This window comes from Sphingobacterium sp. UBA2610, from assembly GCF_002339225.1.
Lineage (GTDB): Bacteria > Bacteroidota > Bacteroidia > Sphingobacteriales > Sphingobacteriaceae > Sphingobacterium > Sphingobacterium multivorum.
Genome location: NZ_DDKA01000016.1, coordinates 44734 through 60291 on the forward strand (window position 1 = coordinate 44734; position 15558 = coordinate 60291).

Sequence of the window (15558 nt, forward strand, 5' to 3'; positions counted from 1 at the left end):
AACAAAATCTGAAGCGGAAAGAAGGCTTTAAGCTAAGATGACAAAATAATCTAAGAAGTGCAGTATATTTGTGGATATACTGCACTTCTTGTTTCTACCGACTAACAATACGTATTGCTGTATTGATCTTTACTGGATCACAGCTCAGTCAGCGGAGAATTCGGTCCTATAACATAAAAAAATAGGCTTAAAACAGGTGCTCCGAATAGAGAAGGCATTTTAGCGAATTACTATGGATATTACATTAAAATCGACGTTACCAGGGCATCAAAACCCTATTTTTTGTGTAGAGAAGGGCTACTATGCAGATACTTTTTTTACGGCTGGTAACGATAAGGGCGTTGTCGAATGGGATATTGAGCAAAATGCATTTAAGCGTATTCTCTGTGCGGTAAGTTCATCGGTTTATGCTTTACGGTTGATCCCGGGGACGCCGATTCTGGCCATAGCCTTGCGTGAGGGTAAACTGCTTTTTGTAGATGTCGAAGAGCAAAAGCTTGGAGCAAGTATACAGCTGAGCAACAAAGCTATTTTTGCATTGGCTTATATGTCCTGGAAAAATGAACTTCTGGCAGTAGGTGAAGAAGGAACATTGTATGTCATCGATTTGACAACTTATAAATGTATTTACGAAAAGCATATATCCCCGACAACAATTCGCGCAATTGCAATTGATGAAAGACTTGGACGAATAGCATTAGGGGATAAAGATGGGAAAGTTTATACCTTGGACAGTACTGACTTTCATGTTATTACTGATGCAAAATTGCATAGCATGCCCGCTACGTCGCTGGCATTTATCCATAATAAATTGCTAAGCGGTGGACGGGATGCGCAATTGGTGATTTCTGACCCCAATCAATTGACAACTAATTTTTCGTTTGTACCGCATCTGTTTACCGTATATGGAATATATCCCCATCCTGAAGCACCAATTTTTGTTACTGTCAGTCGCGACAAATCGTTGAAATTTTGGTCCACAGCCGATTTTGCACTATTGAAAAATATGAGCCGCGAGAAGATGCAAGATGGTCATCATTTATCTGTAAATGCGGGAGCATGGTCCGAAAATGGGCAATATTTCTTTAGCGTCAGCGATGACAAACTAGTGAAAATCTGGGAATTTCATGTATAAAAGATCGGGCAGGAAGTGCGGACTAACTTAGGGGCATAAAAAGTAAAGTCATTTGTAGCGAATTCATAATTATATCGTTAACTATGGTAATTATAAATTTAATTGACCTTATAGTTATATTTTATGAAAAGAATTTGGCTTATCCTATTAGGCTGTATAGCGCTTTCGAGCTGTGATAAAATCGAAAGTAAAGGAATGTATCTAGCTAGCGTGCCCATATTCGAAACAATGGAAAGTATACGAGCTAAAGCTAATCCCGTAAGCGGCCCTACGACAATTGTTCAAACCGGAAAGATTTATATTTATCAAGATTACTTGTTTATAAATGAGCCAGGGAAAGGAGTTCATATCTTTAATAATGTTGATCCGTCAAAACCCGTGGCGATGGCATTCTTAAGTATTCCCGGCAATGTGGATCTTGCGGTTCTAGATGGAAAGCTGTATGCGGATAGTTTTACAGATCTGTTGACCTTCGATCTCGAAAATCCTGCATCTCCAAAATTATTGACACGAAATAAGGATGTGTTTAAGATGTTGCTTCAAATGGATTACTTGAATAATACTGCCGATCGCATCATTACAGGATACCGAGATAGCCTGGTAAGCTATAGCCAAAAAGATAAATATTCACCTTATGATCGAAAAGAACCTCTCTATAACGAGACCAATTCGGGCTCGGGACAGGGCGGATCCATGGCGCGATTTACCATTGCCAATAAACATCTATATGCCGTGGACCAAACGATGTTGCACCTTTTTGACGTGCAGAATGCGAGTAAACCTGCCTATGTAAAGGATATCAAAATAGGTCCTGGCATCGAAACAATTTTTCCCTTTAAAAACAACCTGTTTATCGGCTCCAATACAGGTATGGTGATTTATGATATCACGACGGCATCAGCTCCCGTAGAGCTGTCGCGTTATACACATATTCGTGCCTGTGATCCTGTCGTTGTCAATGAGAAATATGCCTTTGTAACCTTACGTGCAGGCGTGGTATGTGGGGGGCAGCAAAATTTGTTGGAAGTTATCGATATCCAAGATCTGACGAAACCGATGCTGAAACATAGCTTCACTTTGGAGAATCCTTACGGACTGGCGCTATCGGACCACACGCTGTATATCTGTGATGGAAAATTCGGGTTGAAGTCATTCGATGCCAGTGATGTTAGTCAAATAGGTAATAAGCTTTTAGAAACTCACAAAGACCTGATGAGTATGGATGTTATCGCTGGACCAAAATCGCTAATTATTGTTGGAGAAAAAGGTGTACATCAATATGATTATAGCAATAAGGCCAAATTGAAGGAATTGAGCATTATTCCTGTTATTAGACCCAATTAAGACACTATTTCAAGAGCTTCATTATTCTGATATGAAAAGACTTTCGATTGCCATTTTGGCTCTTCTCGGGTATTTAACTGTTGATGCCCAAACAAAAAAATATACAAATCATAATGAATTTTCGGTTATTACTTATGGCCCTGCTTTTCTGGAATCTGGATTTGGCTTACATACATTGCATGGGGTGCAGCTCCATGAAAATATCGCTCTGGGTTTAAATACAGGGGTGGATAGGTATCCTGTAAACAATGAAGGATCAAAATGGTTTTTACCACTCTCAGCCAAAGTAAATTATGTGGAATTCCCTGACAGAAAACGTAGTTTTTTTGCAGGATTGGATTTAGGCTATAGTTTTGCTTTCTTGAATAAAAATCTAGTCGAGAGCAATTTAAAATATGAATATCAGGGTGGCTTGTTGGTAAATCCACAGCTGGGTTGGCGCTTTAAATTTAAGAATTCAGCGAAATATTGGTTTTTGGCAACAGGATATCGGTATCAGCACTATAGCCGAAAGGATACTTATACGCGACCCTCAGCAAGTTTGCCAGACACTAGCATAGGGTATGGAACAACACAAATGGATAAAAAATATGATCTGCACCGTTTTACTTTACAGGTAGGATTTGGTTTTTAGGTATCGATCGGATGTTTTTTTTATTAACAGGTGTCGATAGCTTGAAATGTAAAAAAATAGCGTAAGTATACGGTTCGTTTTTCAAATCTAGGCCGATACTAACGCTATTTCACTCTTTTTTGTGGAGCTTACTTATTCGCTGTCTAAAAGCTGTAATACCTGCGTAAGGTATTTCTCATCGACTTCATCAAAACTATTTAATTCACTACTGTCAACGTCCAGCACACCGATAATCTGTCCCTGTTTAAAAACGGGTAGCACGATTTCGGACCGCGAGAGCGAACTACAGGCAATGTGTCCCGGAAATTGCTCCACATCAGGAACAATCAATGTTTTTTCCTGTGCCCAAGCACCCCCGCATACACCGCGACCTTTCTTGATACGCGTGCATGCAACAGGTCCCTGAAAAGGGCCTAATACGAGCTCGTCTCCATCGACGAGATAGAAACCAACCCAGAAAAAATTGAATTGTTCTTTCAGTGCAGCAGCGATGTTAGCCAAATTGGCAATTTGATTCGGCTCGCCTTGCAAAAGTCCTCCAATCTGTGGAAGTAAATTTTGATATTGTTCTTCTTTGCTACCTTTAGCTATTTGTAAATCCTCTGCCATAAAAATCTATGTAAAAAAAATAATCATGCATTTGCTATCAGGATTACAATTGCCAAGCATGTTTTGCCTGTCCGGAAAGCTTCACGGCATATTGAGTTCCAACCTGCATGAAATGAAAAAGCGCTAATACGCTGTTCAAAGTTAACAGAATATTAGCGCTTTCTTATCAGGCAAATGTTATTATTTCTTGGTGTTGATAATATTCACCCGAATGTAGTTGCTTCTTTTGCCGGAAGGCGTTACAACAACGGCTTTGAAAACACGTTCCTTACTATTAGGAACCGTAATTTTCACTGGACCTGTATATTCTAAATCCAATTCTGAAGGATCGTAGTTGTCCAATGTGTAATAAATTCTGGCTCCTTCAACAGAAGGTTTCAGCCCACGGATCGTATATTCTGAAGCATAGACGGTGCTGTCTGTGATGCCATATACTTCTGGTACACGATAGAATGTATTGGTTTGGTCAAGTTTAGCCAGCTGATTTGCTGCACGCTGTTCTGAGAAATTTTTCCAATTCTTTTTTTCTGGCTGTGTCCAGGCAATTTCAGAAAGCGCTAAAACGCGTGGTAACACTGTAAATTCGACTTTATTGGATGATCCAATATACTCTGTCCAAATATTTGCTTGTACACCTAGAACGTGTTTCTTGTTGTTTTCAGCAATTTTGCTAGGCATTGGGTCTGACGAATATACTTTGCTCAATGTGGAAAGTCCGCCGATACTTAAAGGTTCTCTGTTTTGATCAGGACCTTGTTTGTGATCAAAATATAGACCATAGCTGTTTGCCGTAATGATCACATCGTGACCTTGATTGGCTGCATCAATCGCACCTTGATCGCCTCTCCAGCTCATGACAGTCGCATTAGGCGCTAAACCGCCCTCTAAGATCTCATCCCATCCAATGATGCGTTTACCTTTGCTATTGATATATTTTTCCATACGTTGGATAAAATAGCTCTGTAACTCGTGTTCATCTTTGAGGTTGTTATCTTTGATTCTTTTTTGACAAAATGGACATGTTTTCCATTTTGTTTTTGGACATTCATCACCACCGATGTGGATATATTCGCTCGGGAATAGGGGAATGACTTCGTCAATGACATCTTCCAACAACTTGAATGTTTCTTCTTTTCCAGCACAGAAAACATCGTCAAAGACCCCCCAAGTCTGCGCAGCCGTGTAAGGTCCTGGCTTATCACCACAGCCCAATTCTGGATAAGCCGAAAGTGCTGCTAACGCATGCCCAGGCATTTCGATTTCGGGTATAACCGTTACATATTTAGCTTTAGCATAAGCAACCACTTCTTTGATTTGGTCTTGGGTATAGAAACCGCCATAAGGTGTGTGGTCATAATCACCATCTGTCTTGTAGTTACCCAGTAGTGTTTGCTTGCGGTAACCGCCAATCTGAGTCAATTTTGGATGTGATTTGATTTCGATACGCCAGCCTTGGTCGTCTGTCAAATGCCAATGAAACGTATTCAATTTGTAAGACGCCAGAATATCAATGTATTTTTTTACAAACTCTACTGGAAAGAAATGACGGCCAACATCGAGATGTAATCCACGGTAAGCAAAGCGAGGTTCATCCTGGATTGAAGCTTGTTGAATTTCTATGCTGGCCTTTTTATCCACAGGTAGCAACTGGATCAACGATTGCATACCATAAAATAGACCGGCAGCTTTTCCGCTAATAGTTGCGCGGTCTGAACTTATGTTAAGTTCATACGCTTCAGCATTAGTGGATTTTGCGTTTTTGTAGGAGAAATAGATCGTATTGCTGCTCGCTGATTTCACTAGGGATAAATTGAGACTGTAGTTGCTTTTTAGGAAATCCTGAAACAGCGTTGCAACTTTTTTGTCCTCTTCGCTATCAAAGGCGATTTTGGTGTTAGCGTTGATTTTAAATGTACCATTTTTAATTTGAACCTGTTGCGGTAAGGGCACAATGTTCAAGGTAGCATCTTTCTTTTCTTGCGCAAATACTGCTGCTCCTATACTTAGAGCCAGCGCAAGTGAAAATAGTTTCTTCATGCGTGAGATTATAACTGAAATAAGAAGTTCTAAAAATAGGTGAATAAATACGTTTTAGCAAAGAGAAAATGTAACAAATAGGGTATGAAAACACTGTTGAACGTATTTTTGGGCACTTAGAAGTAGTTTGGATAATAACGTGTTTGGGTTAGATCAATCGTTTGTTTAGTCTGTTAAAGGGGATATTTTACTTCGGGGAATAGTATCTAAATTTAGGTAAAAAAATATGCCTTTTTAAATGTTCGTATCTCCTGTGAGCTGATGCTTTATCACTAAACCTTCTTTCGTTGTACAGATTATTTCGATCACGTGAAGGGAAGATAACGACCTTGAAACTTCTTCTGAATGATGTCATTTTTGATCCGTTTTTAATGCTTAGTTTATAGGTACATTCAACAGAGCTGATAGGGCTTTATCCGAATAAGGTCCGAATGAGGTCCCTATAAAGTCCCTATCAGCTCCTTATTATTTATAGCAATATCTTTTTGATGTTTCAAATTTGAAGCACTGTTAATAGGGCGCGAAGTATTGCAAAACTGAGGTTCGGGAAATGACAAAGGAACCCGAAGGTTCCTTTATATCTTTTACGTTACAGCATGAATAGCACGTATCCGTCATCTAATGATTAATATCGGATATGTTCAGCAAATGTTTATGCATTAAAGTCGTTTCAATGCTAATTTGATCATATCCTCTACGGAAAGATTGCTTTCGGTCTTTAAAATGGTATTTAACACCTTCTCTGCCGCGACTTTGTTGAATCCGAGCATCACTAGTGCTGACAATGCTTCGTCCGGAACTGATTGGGATTGGATAGGTGATGCCAAAGCTTCGAAGCCCTGTTTTTTTAATTTATCCTGAAGTTCCAGTATAAGACGTTGTGCTGTCTTAGGGCCAATTCCTTTAATCTTTTGAATGAGGACAACCTGGCCATTGACGATGGCAGACTGGATCTCATCGGGTGTGTTTGACGATAGGATCATACGGCCTGTATTGGGGCCAATACCAGAAACAGAGATCAAATTTTCGAATAATTTTTTCTCGCCTTCTGTTGCAAAGCCATAAAGCGTGTGTGAGTCTTCCCGAACTTGAAGTGAAATAAATAGTTTACAGTTTTCCTGATCCTTGATTTGGGAGAAGGTATAGAGCGAGATGTGGACATAATAACCAATCCCACTCACATCGATAACAACATGAGTGGGGGCTTTATATGCTAATTTTCCAATGAAATATTCGTACATAGTATACGAATATAGGAAGATTTTAAGCTATTCTATAAATTTTTAAGATGTGCTTGTACATCTACTACGGCAATGGTAACCATATTGACGATTTCGCGCACAGAGCTATCCAGTTGCAATACGTGAATAGGTTTGTTCATACCCAGAAGGATTGGACCTACTGCCTCAGCTTCACCAACTTCTTGCAATAATTTATAAGCGATATTTCCAGACTCCAAATTAGGGAATACAAGTGTATTCGCCGATTTTCCATTCAAGCAGCTGAACGGGAAGTTTGCGGTCAACATTTCGCTGTTTAAGGCGAAGTTTGCTTGTAAATCACCATCAGCAATAATCTCTGGATGTTGATCGTGTAGAATCTGCGCTGCTGCTCTTACTTTTGTTGGCGTTTTTCCTTCACTTGAACCAAAATTAGAGTAAGATAGTAATGCAATACGTGGCTGAATGTTCATACGTTTCACAGCTTTATCCAGTAACAGGGTAATGTCTGCCAATTCTTGTGCTGTAGGGTCTTCATTTACGGTTGTATCGCCCATGAAGATTGGTCCTTTTTTGGTTAACATCATGTACATACCTGCCACACGGCTGCCTGGCTTAGCACCGATTACATGCAATGCCGGACGGATTGTATTTGCATAATTTTTGGTCATACCGGAAATTAGGGTATCAGCTTCGCCAAATTCCACTAAAGAGGCACCAAAATAGTTACGGTCGTACATCAACTTACGGGCGTCGTATTTCGAAATACCACGACGTTGTCTTTTGCTATAAAGATGCTCAATAAATTTCTTCGAGCGCTCCGTTTCGCCATCTACTTCAGCAACCGGGTCGATAATTTCAAGGCCATCCAGTTCAAAAGCATATTCTTTGATTAGACGTTCGATTTTATCTTTTCTACCCAAAAGAATTGGAATAGCAATGCCTTCTTCTTTAACAATCTGTGCCGCACGCAACGTTTTGTAATTGTCTGCTTCTGCAAAAACAACACGTTTAGGATCTCTTTTAGCAGCCATGGTTAAATTGCGCATAATCGCATCATCTTTACCCAGACGTTTACGTAATGCGTCGCTATATTGATCCCAGTCTTCGATTACGGTCTGTGCTACACCTGATGCGATGGCAGCTTTTGCAACAGCCATGGAAACTTCAGTGATCAATCGCGGATCGGTAGGTTTTGGAATAATATATTCTTCCGAGAATTTTAAATTGCTGGTGTTATAGGCTTGATTTACTTCTTCGGGAACAGGTTGTTTCGCCAAATCTGCAATTGCATGCACTGCCGCAATTTTCATTTCTTCGTTGATTGCTGTTGCACGTACATCCAAAGCACCCCGGAAGATGTATGGGAAACCCAATACATTGTTTACCTGGTTAGGATAGTCTGATCGACCTGTACCCATGATAATATCGTTACGTGTAGCCATTGCCAAATCGTAAGCAATCTCCGGATTTGGATTTGCCATTGCCAATACAATTGGGTTTGGAGCCATCGATAACAACATCTCTGCCGACATAACATCCGCTGCCGATAGACCAATAAATACATCCGAATCTTTTACAGCATCTGCCAGGGTGCGGATATCGCGATCTGTTGCATATTGTGCTTTCATGCTATCCAGATTTTCTCTATCCGTACGGATAACACCTTTGCTGTCCAGCATCACAATATTTTCTTTGCGGGCACCTACTGAAATATACATTGCAGTACATGACATTGCAGCTGCGCCAGCGCCATTGACGACGATTTTCACTTTAGAAATATCTTTTCCGATAATTTCACAGGCATTGATCAATGCAGCACCCGAAATGATTGCCGTACCATGTTGGTCATCGTGCATCACTGGGATGTTCATTTCTTCTTTTAGACGACGTTCGATTTCAAAACATTCCGGTGCTTTGATATCTTCCAGGTTGATCCCGCCAAAAGTAGGTTCCAATGCTTTGACGATGTTGACGAACTCATCGACATTTTTGGTGTCCACTTCGATGTCAAATACATCAATGTCGGCAAAAATTTTGAATAATAATCCTTTACCTTCCATGACTGGTTTACCAGCTTGGGCGCCGATATCGCCTAAGCCCAATACTGCTGTACCATTACTGATAACAGCAACAAGGTTTCCTTTTGCGGTATATTTATAAGCATCTTCTTTGTTCTCAGCAATAGCCAAACATGGCTCCGCTACACCCGGAGAATATGCTAATGACAAGTCTCTTTGCGAATTTGTTGGTTTGGTCGGAACAACAGCTATTTTACCAGGTCTACCCATTGCATGGTAGTTTAACGCTGCCTGTTTACGATTAGTGTTACTCATTACGATTTTATTAATTTAAGGCTACAAATCTATCATTCTTTTTGATAATTGGAAATATTTGCCAATATCTTATTATAATTAGACAATAATATGTTACTTCAGCACATCCAATAGTTTAAACATTTGCTGGCGCATATTGGACGCAGACCCAGAATAGTTATTGACCAGCAAAGTATAGGTAAATGACTGTCCTGTTTTATTGGTATGTACACCTGTATAACCAAGTACGCCACCAATTGTTCCACTTTTCATCTTCATATTGTTATATGTAGGAAGACTTTCGTAGAAGGCGGGGTACCAACTTTGTTTTTGTGCATATTGCATAATCTTATTCATGGCAGATGTGGTCACCCTATTTTGAGGTGATAGACCAGAGCCATCCATGCTATTGAGTTCACTGGATTTTATGCCTAATTTGGCATTCCAATATTTCTGTATATAATAGGCGCCATCTTCGGTGCCCGTTTTACCAGCTGTTGTATAAGCAATCGCTTTCAACAAGGCCTCTCCGTAAAGGTTGATGCTCTTTTGGTTAAACCAGTAGACAATTTTGTCTAAGGTTGGAGATAAATGGATATCGAGGGTCTGTTTTTTTGAAATATCAACTGAATCCATCTTGGTCCCGGTAGCTGGTAGTTCGCTGGCGGTAATACCGTTGTTACTTAGTACTTCATTTAATTGATAAGCGAGATCATAGGCCGGGTCTGGCGAAGAGAGCTCGATAGTTTTCTTGAGGTCCTGTCCATAGGTGCCGCGCACAAATATCTTGGTCGAATAGGGAGCGGCATAGGCGTACACATTGTCTCCGCTTCCCGATTTACCCGTGGTTGTTTCATTGATGATTTCCAGATACGGAACTGGCGTTGTGTAATTGGCGATCTCAGCTTTAGCTCCGACTTTAGTGCTTGGCAGAAAATTTATGCCGAAGGCATTTTCACACCAATTGAGGGAAGAAATTCCAGCACCATAGTAATTGCCCATGTCGGTCCAGATCCAGCCCCCTGGAAGCTGGTTGCCATTGTAAAGCCGGTCATCGGCGATGATTGCGCCATTTATACTTTTAATACCGGCATTCTGGACTGCTGTAAGCCACTTGTTCAGTATCGTTGTTGCTTGAGTCTCCGGGTAGCGGGCGCTGCCGAGGGTAGGATCCCCCGTACCTGTCACAATAATATTTCCGTTTAACACTCCGTTCTCGTCGATTTCACCTGTATAATACAGGGTTGTTTTGAAGTGAAAATTCTTGCCCAGGAAGTCCAAGGCCGTAGCCGAAGTGATGACCTTCATGGTGGAAGCGGTCGCCAATCCGACGTTCTCATTTGCTGCGAATACAGTCTGGCCTGTTTTTGCGTCGAAAACGGTCAATGAGCTCAAACCATTTCTGAGGTTTTCCTGATTTTGAAATTGCGTGAATGCATCCTGAATTTTACTACGAAGATCCTGTGCATATACTGGCGTAGCAACGGTCGTTAACGTGTAGGCAGAAAAAGCAATGGCACTTAGCACAAATTGGTTCATATATCATGTTTTTATAGTCCTATGGTATATCCAGCTTATCTTCGATGAGCTTGTTGGCACGGTTATTTTTATTCGTGTTTGGAACTCATGGATATTCCATTGGACGTATTGTAATTCCTGGAACGCTGCCAATTTTAGGGAAAAGCGTTCGCTGTGTTTCGTTTGTTTTATTTGGCTTAAAGTTAGGCATTCGCCCCTAAAAAATCCTAACTTGCGTAAAATTGTATAAACGACATGAAGCATATCGAAAAATTAGCTGCCATTCGTGAGGCGATGAAGGCTCAGGGAATCGATGGATATATCATCCCATCATCAGATCCTCATATTAGTGAATATCTACCGGAACGTTATAAATGCATCGCCTGGGCATCGGGTTTTACCGGATCAGCAGGTACTTTGGCAATCACGCAGGATTTTGCGGGCCTTTGGACCGATTCTCGTTATTTTGTCCAAGCAGCAGAGCAATTGGCGGGAACAGGCTTTGAATTGGTGAAATTGAAAGTGCAAGGTGCAGCGGAGTATGCAGATTGGTTGGGCGAACAGTTGGGCGCTGGTGCTAAAGTTGCGTTTGACGGCAATCTCGCTTCTTTATTAGTGGCTCAATCTGTTCAGCATACTTTGGAGCCTTTGGAGATTAAAGTAGATGGTCATGTTGACCTGTTGTCATCATTATGGGAAGGACGACCAGAACTTCCTAAGGCACAGGCCTACCTGCTGGACGAAAATATTACGGGACAGTCAACGGTTTCTAAAATTGAAGCTGTCCGCGCGGAGATGAAAAAGAATAGAACGGAGGCTCATCTGATCTCATCTTTGGATGACCTGGCCTGGTTATTAAACATCCGTGGTCAAGATGTACCTTGTAACCCTGTTGTTTTAGGATTTGTATTAATTACAGCAGAAAATGCAACGCTTTATATCGAACCTTCGAAGCTGACAACTCAGGCAACTGAAGAACTGAAGGGCTACGGAGTGGATATTGCAGCTTATGAGGATCTCTTTGAGACAGTTCCGACATTGGAGGTTGCATCTATTCTTATCGATCCCAAACGCACCTGTTTTGCTGTTTTCGACAGCGTACCTAAAGGGGTTAAAATTGTTGAGAAAATAAACCCTTCGACGAGTTTAAAAGCAATTAAGAATAAGGTTGAAGTTGAAAATAACCGCCATACGTTTGTAAAAGACGGTATAGCGTTGACTCGTTTCTTCAAATGGTTGGAAGAGAATGTCTCCTCTGGTGAGCTTTCTGAATTATCTATTGCTGACAAATTACGTGGATTTCGTGAAAGTCAAGATGGCTTTGTTGACGTCTCATTCACGACAATTGCGGGATATTTGGATCACGGTGCCCTGCCGCATTATTCGGCTAATGAAAAATCGAATTATACACTAGAGCCTAAAGGTTTACTATTGGTCGATTCTGGGGGGCAATATACTACAGGGACAACGGATATTACCAGAGTGGTAACGCTTGGAGGTCTTACGCAGGAGGAAAAAGAGGATTATACCCTTGTGCTCAAGGGAACAATAGAAGGCTCTCAGGCTATCTTCCCTACTGGAACGCGCGGCTATCAGATCGATGCAATTACGCGTCGTCCATTGTGGGAAACATTACGCAATTATGGGCATGGTACGGGACATGGTGTCGGTTTCTTCTTGAATGTACACGAAGGTCCACAAGTGTTCAATGCAGCAGCAATAGATGTTGCTGTTGAACCAGGTATGATCACTTCAATAGAGCCTGGATTGTATCGCGTCGGCAAACATGGTATTCGCATTGAGAACCTCGTGTTGACCCGTAGAGCAGGATCTTCCGAATTTGGAGACTTCCTGGACTTTGAGACACTAACAATATGTTATATCGCAACTGATTTAATCGAAAAATCCTTATTGGATAAGAAACATATTGCCTGGCTAAATAACTATAATCAGTGGGTATTTGATCAATTATCGACTCATCTTACGGTTGAGGAAAAGAATTGGTTGGCAGACAAGTGTCAGGCGATTTAATCGCTCAAAAAGAATAACGACAGTGGCTGTCCGCTGTCCACGACAATAAGTTGTCAAAATAAAAAGCCCTCCAATAATTAAGTAATAAAGTTTTGGGGGCTTTTTTTTAATCGATTTTTTTCAAAATCTCGTAAATAGATTCTTTTCCAAAAGGTTTCAGAATAAAACCGCTTATAAAAGGATAATTAGCCAGTTGCTCCTGATCGCTTTTGCTCGTAGAGGAGCTGACAATAAAAATCTTGGTTCGTTTGATGAAGTCTGTACTATTTTCAAGTACATCCATTAACTCCCAACCAGTCATAAATGGCATATTGATATCCACAAAGAGTATGGGTGGCATCAGCGACTGGCAGATGTCATTGTTATCCAAAAAATCCAATGCATCCAGTGCATTTTTGAAGGAATGAAAGTCAATCTCATAGTCGGTAAATCCCTGTAGCATATGGCCGAAAATAGTACGTAAAATGGCATTATCATCAATGAGAATGATCGTTCTTTTAGTTTCAGGAGTCATGGTCTTTTTGATTAATAATGTTTTCATCGTGTCAATAAACCTCATCTTTGTCGTTGATTGACATCGCAGTTTTTCTTTTACTCTTTTACTTGTGAGATCACGCTGTCCAGGATCTTAGCAGTTATTTTCTACGAACAGGATTGAACGCTATTTTTTATAGTTGTATCAGCGGATTTTTATATGCTTTTTCTAAAAATTTGACATAAAAGGTACTACCCGAATCGATTTTACTTTGTACATCGATCTTTCCGCCCAATGATTCGATCTGATATCTTATGAGAAACAATCCGACACCTTTAGTCTCAAATCCACGGTGAAAAACCTTTTTGAACATAAACAGCTCAGATTTGTATTTTGGTAGGTTAATACCCAGCCCGTTGTCTTTAACCGTTAATAAGGTTCCTTCTTGTTCCAGATGCGTATGTATTTCGATCCTAGGGGCTCTATCTTTTGCCGTAAATCGGAGTGCATTACTCAGGAGATTGCTTAAGATACTTTCCAGGTAAATCTTAGGATAATAAATATCTTTTACATTGAATTCGATGGAAATAGTCGCATTTTTTTGCTGTATTTCTTCCAGAAATTGCTGTTGCACTTTTTTGAATACATCGAGAAAATTACATTGCTCGTAAATCAGTGAATTGTTTGATTTGATATCAAGTATACCCCCCAAATCATGTAATGTTTCAGTCAGGTTGTCACTGCTAATATCCAGAAGGTTCATAAAATCTGCTTTTATTTTTTCGTCATCAATTACCTTGATTTCGTCAATAAGCATCTGTATATTACTGAGTGGGCCCTTTAGATCATGAGCGAGGATGTTAGCAAATTCTTCCAGTTGTCGTATTTTGGTTTCAAGATCTATTTTGACTAGATCCGATTCAATCTTTTGCCTCTTTAGAATTTCTATATTCTTTTTTGATTCGGAAATATCCTGCACCTGGACGATCAGAAATTGTGCGGTATTGGCATTATCAAAAACTGCCGCAACCGTTACAGAACACCATACAAAATGTCCTAATTTATGTAAATAGCGTTTTTGAAGCGTAAATGCTTCAATTTCGCCCCTGACAAGTTTTTCTCTAAGTTCAACATCTTTATCTATATCGTCTGGGTGTGTTCGATCAGTAAACTTGGTTGTCGACATTTCTTCATGAGAATAACCAAGAATTTTGGTTAACATGTTATTGGATTCTATGCAGTAACCTTCGAGGCTTGTCAAAGAGATTCCCAGACCAGATAAATAAAATGCTTGATTAAATTTGTGTTCATTGAATTTACTTTTTTCATTGGACTCGACTTGTTTTGTAATGTCGGAAATAACCAGGGCTACCCGGTTCTGAGCCCTATGTATAGGTTTAATCTGTAAACGATACCATTTGTCCTTGTGCTCGTTTAAATTGGATTGAAAATCCATCTTAAGTTCGCGGTCCAATTTTAATGAATTTTGTATCAATTGGACAGTGGGTACAGCAAGATCCGGCGGAAAGAGTTCTGTGAGACTCTTGTTTAGAAATTCTTCGGGACTGTAGAACAAGAGATCTGGATTGTTGGTCCAGTAGTTTTTAAATACACCAGCATCGGTTACTTCAAATACGAGATCATTCAATGAGGCAACAAGCAATTGAAGTTGGTGTTGTTTATCTTCCAGGACGCGGTTTTTATTGACCAATTTCGATACATCCATAAATGAAATTAAAAGACCTTTTTTATTGTCTTCTATCATAACATGAACATCGAATTGATACCATTTAAACTCTTGATCCTTTTTTCTTCCTAGGATAATTTCATTTTGGTCTTGGTTTTTGGAAAGAGCTGTAAAAAATGGCGTTTCTGTAGGCGACAATACCGAAAGATCATCTGCTGAGTAAAATGTAATTAAATCATGTAGTTTGTTGGTGGTTGCCGTACTTTCGAGGTCTAAAAGCTCTTGTGCGCGTTTGTTAAACAGTAGAATAGTGCCATCATCGGTGGTCGTGATTAATCCCTCCAACCTTGTATTTACAGTTTGGTCAGAAAGCATAGATAAAGAGTCCCGCTGCTGATGCATTATTCAACCATATTTAGGGTTAATTTTCTCATTTAAAAGTATAAGCAACTCATTGAGTACTTAATTTGCAAAATTGGTAACTTTTACCCCAAAATAATAAATAAATATTAAAATATGTAACTTTTTATATAAAATACTAGCAGGTATATTG

At 40.0% G+C, this 15558-nt stretch carries 11 protein-coding genes; 4 read left to right on the forward strand and 7 right to left on the reverse strand.

From position 1 onward, the window contains the following. Nucleotides 1-232 precede the first annotated feature (232 nt). The 3 genes from B4Z47_RS10860 to B4Z47_RS10870 all read left to right on the forward strand — a co-directional run bounded on the left by B4Z47_RS10860 (nucleotide 233) and on the right by B4Z47_RS10870 (nucleotide 3113). A complete protein-coding gene (locus tag B4Z47_RS10860) occupies nucleotides 233-1135 on the forward strand; it encodes a WD40 repeat domain-containing protein (protein WP_115047134.1) in 903 nt (300 codons plus the stop codon). 123 nt (nucleotides 1136-1258) lie between these two features. Further along, nucleotides 1259-2479, forward strand: a complete 1221-nt coding sequence (locus B4Z47_RS10865; protein ID WP_115047136.1) for an LVIVD repeat-containing protein — start codon at nucleotides 1259-1261, stop codon at nucleotides 2477-2479. A gap of 31 nt (nucleotides 2480-2510) precedes the next feature. Further along, complete coding sequence (locus tag B4Z47_RS10870; RefSeq protein ID WP_115047138.1) at nucleotides 2511-3113, forward strand: hypothetical protein; 603 nt, start codon at nucleotides 2511-2513, stop codon at nucleotides 3111-3113. A gap of 132 nt (nucleotides 3114-3245) precedes the next feature. Here B4Z47_RS10870 and B4Z47_RS10875 read toward each other — a convergent pair whose 3' ends face one another. The 5 genes from B4Z47_RS10875 to dacB all read right to left on the reverse strand — a co-directional run bounded on the left by B4Z47_RS10875 (nucleotide 3246) and on the right by dacB (nucleotide 10833). Continuing rightward, complete coding sequence (locus B4Z47_RS10875; RefSeq protein ID WP_046672350.1) at nucleotides 3246-3722, reverse strand: GAF domain-containing protein; 477 nt, start codon at nucleotides 3720-3722, stop codon at nucleotides 3246-3248. Nucleotides 3723-3902: 180 nt separating this feature from the next. Beyond that, a complete protein-coding gene (locus B4Z47_RS10880) occupies nucleotides 3903-5759 on the reverse strand; it encodes a beta-N-acetylhexosaminidase (protein ID WP_115047140.1) in 1857 nt (618 codons plus the stop codon). A 659-nt stretch (nucleotides 5760-6418) separates the two neighbouring features. Then, entirely contained in the window at nucleotides 6419-7000 is a 582-nt protein-coding gene (gene ruvA / locus B4Z47_RS10885; RefSeq protein ID WP_115047142.1) for a Holliday junction branch migration protein RuvA, read from the reverse strand. Between the two features lie 32 nt (nucleotides 7001-7032). Then, a complete protein-coding gene (locus B4Z47_RS10890; RefSeq protein ID WP_115047144.1) occupies nucleotides 7033-9315 on the reverse strand; it encodes an NADP-dependent malic enzyme in 2283 nt (760 codons plus the stop codon). A 93-nt stretch (nucleotides 9316-9408) separates the two neighbouring features. Continuing rightward, nucleotides 9409-10833, reverse strand: coding sequence for a D-alanyl-D-alanine carboxypeptidase/D-alanyl-D-alanine endopeptidase (gene dacB, locus B4Z47_RS10895; protein WP_083295836.1), 1425 nt, complete (start codon nucleotides 10831-10833; stop codon nucleotides 9409-9411). 234 nt (nucleotides 10834-11067) lie between these two features. Between dacB and B4Z47_RS10900 the strand changes: the two genes are divergently transcribed. Then, nucleotides 11068-12843: an aminopeptidase P family protein gene (locus B4Z47_RS10900; RefSeq protein ID WP_115047148.1), complete on the forward strand. Its 1776-nt coding sequence runs from the start codon at nucleotides 11068-11070 to the stop codon at nucleotides 12841-12843. 106 nt (nucleotides 12844-12949) lie between these two features. On the opposite strand, the gene B4Z47_RS10905 is transcribed toward B4Z47_RS10900, so the two are convergent. Both B4Z47_RS10905 and B4Z47_RS10910 read right to left on the reverse strand, forming a co-directional pair. Continuing rightward, entirely contained in the window at nucleotides 12950-13384 is a 435-nt protein-coding gene (locus B4Z47_RS10905; protein WP_159332726.1) for a response regulator, read from the reverse strand. Between the two features lie 127 nt (nucleotides 13385-13511). Further along, nucleotides 13512-15407, reverse strand: a complete 1896-nt coding sequence (locus B4Z47_RS10910; protein WP_115047152.1) for a sensor histidine kinase — start codon at nucleotides 15405-15407, stop codon at nucleotides 13512-13514. Between the last annotated feature and the right edge of the window lie 151 nt (nucleotides 15408-15558).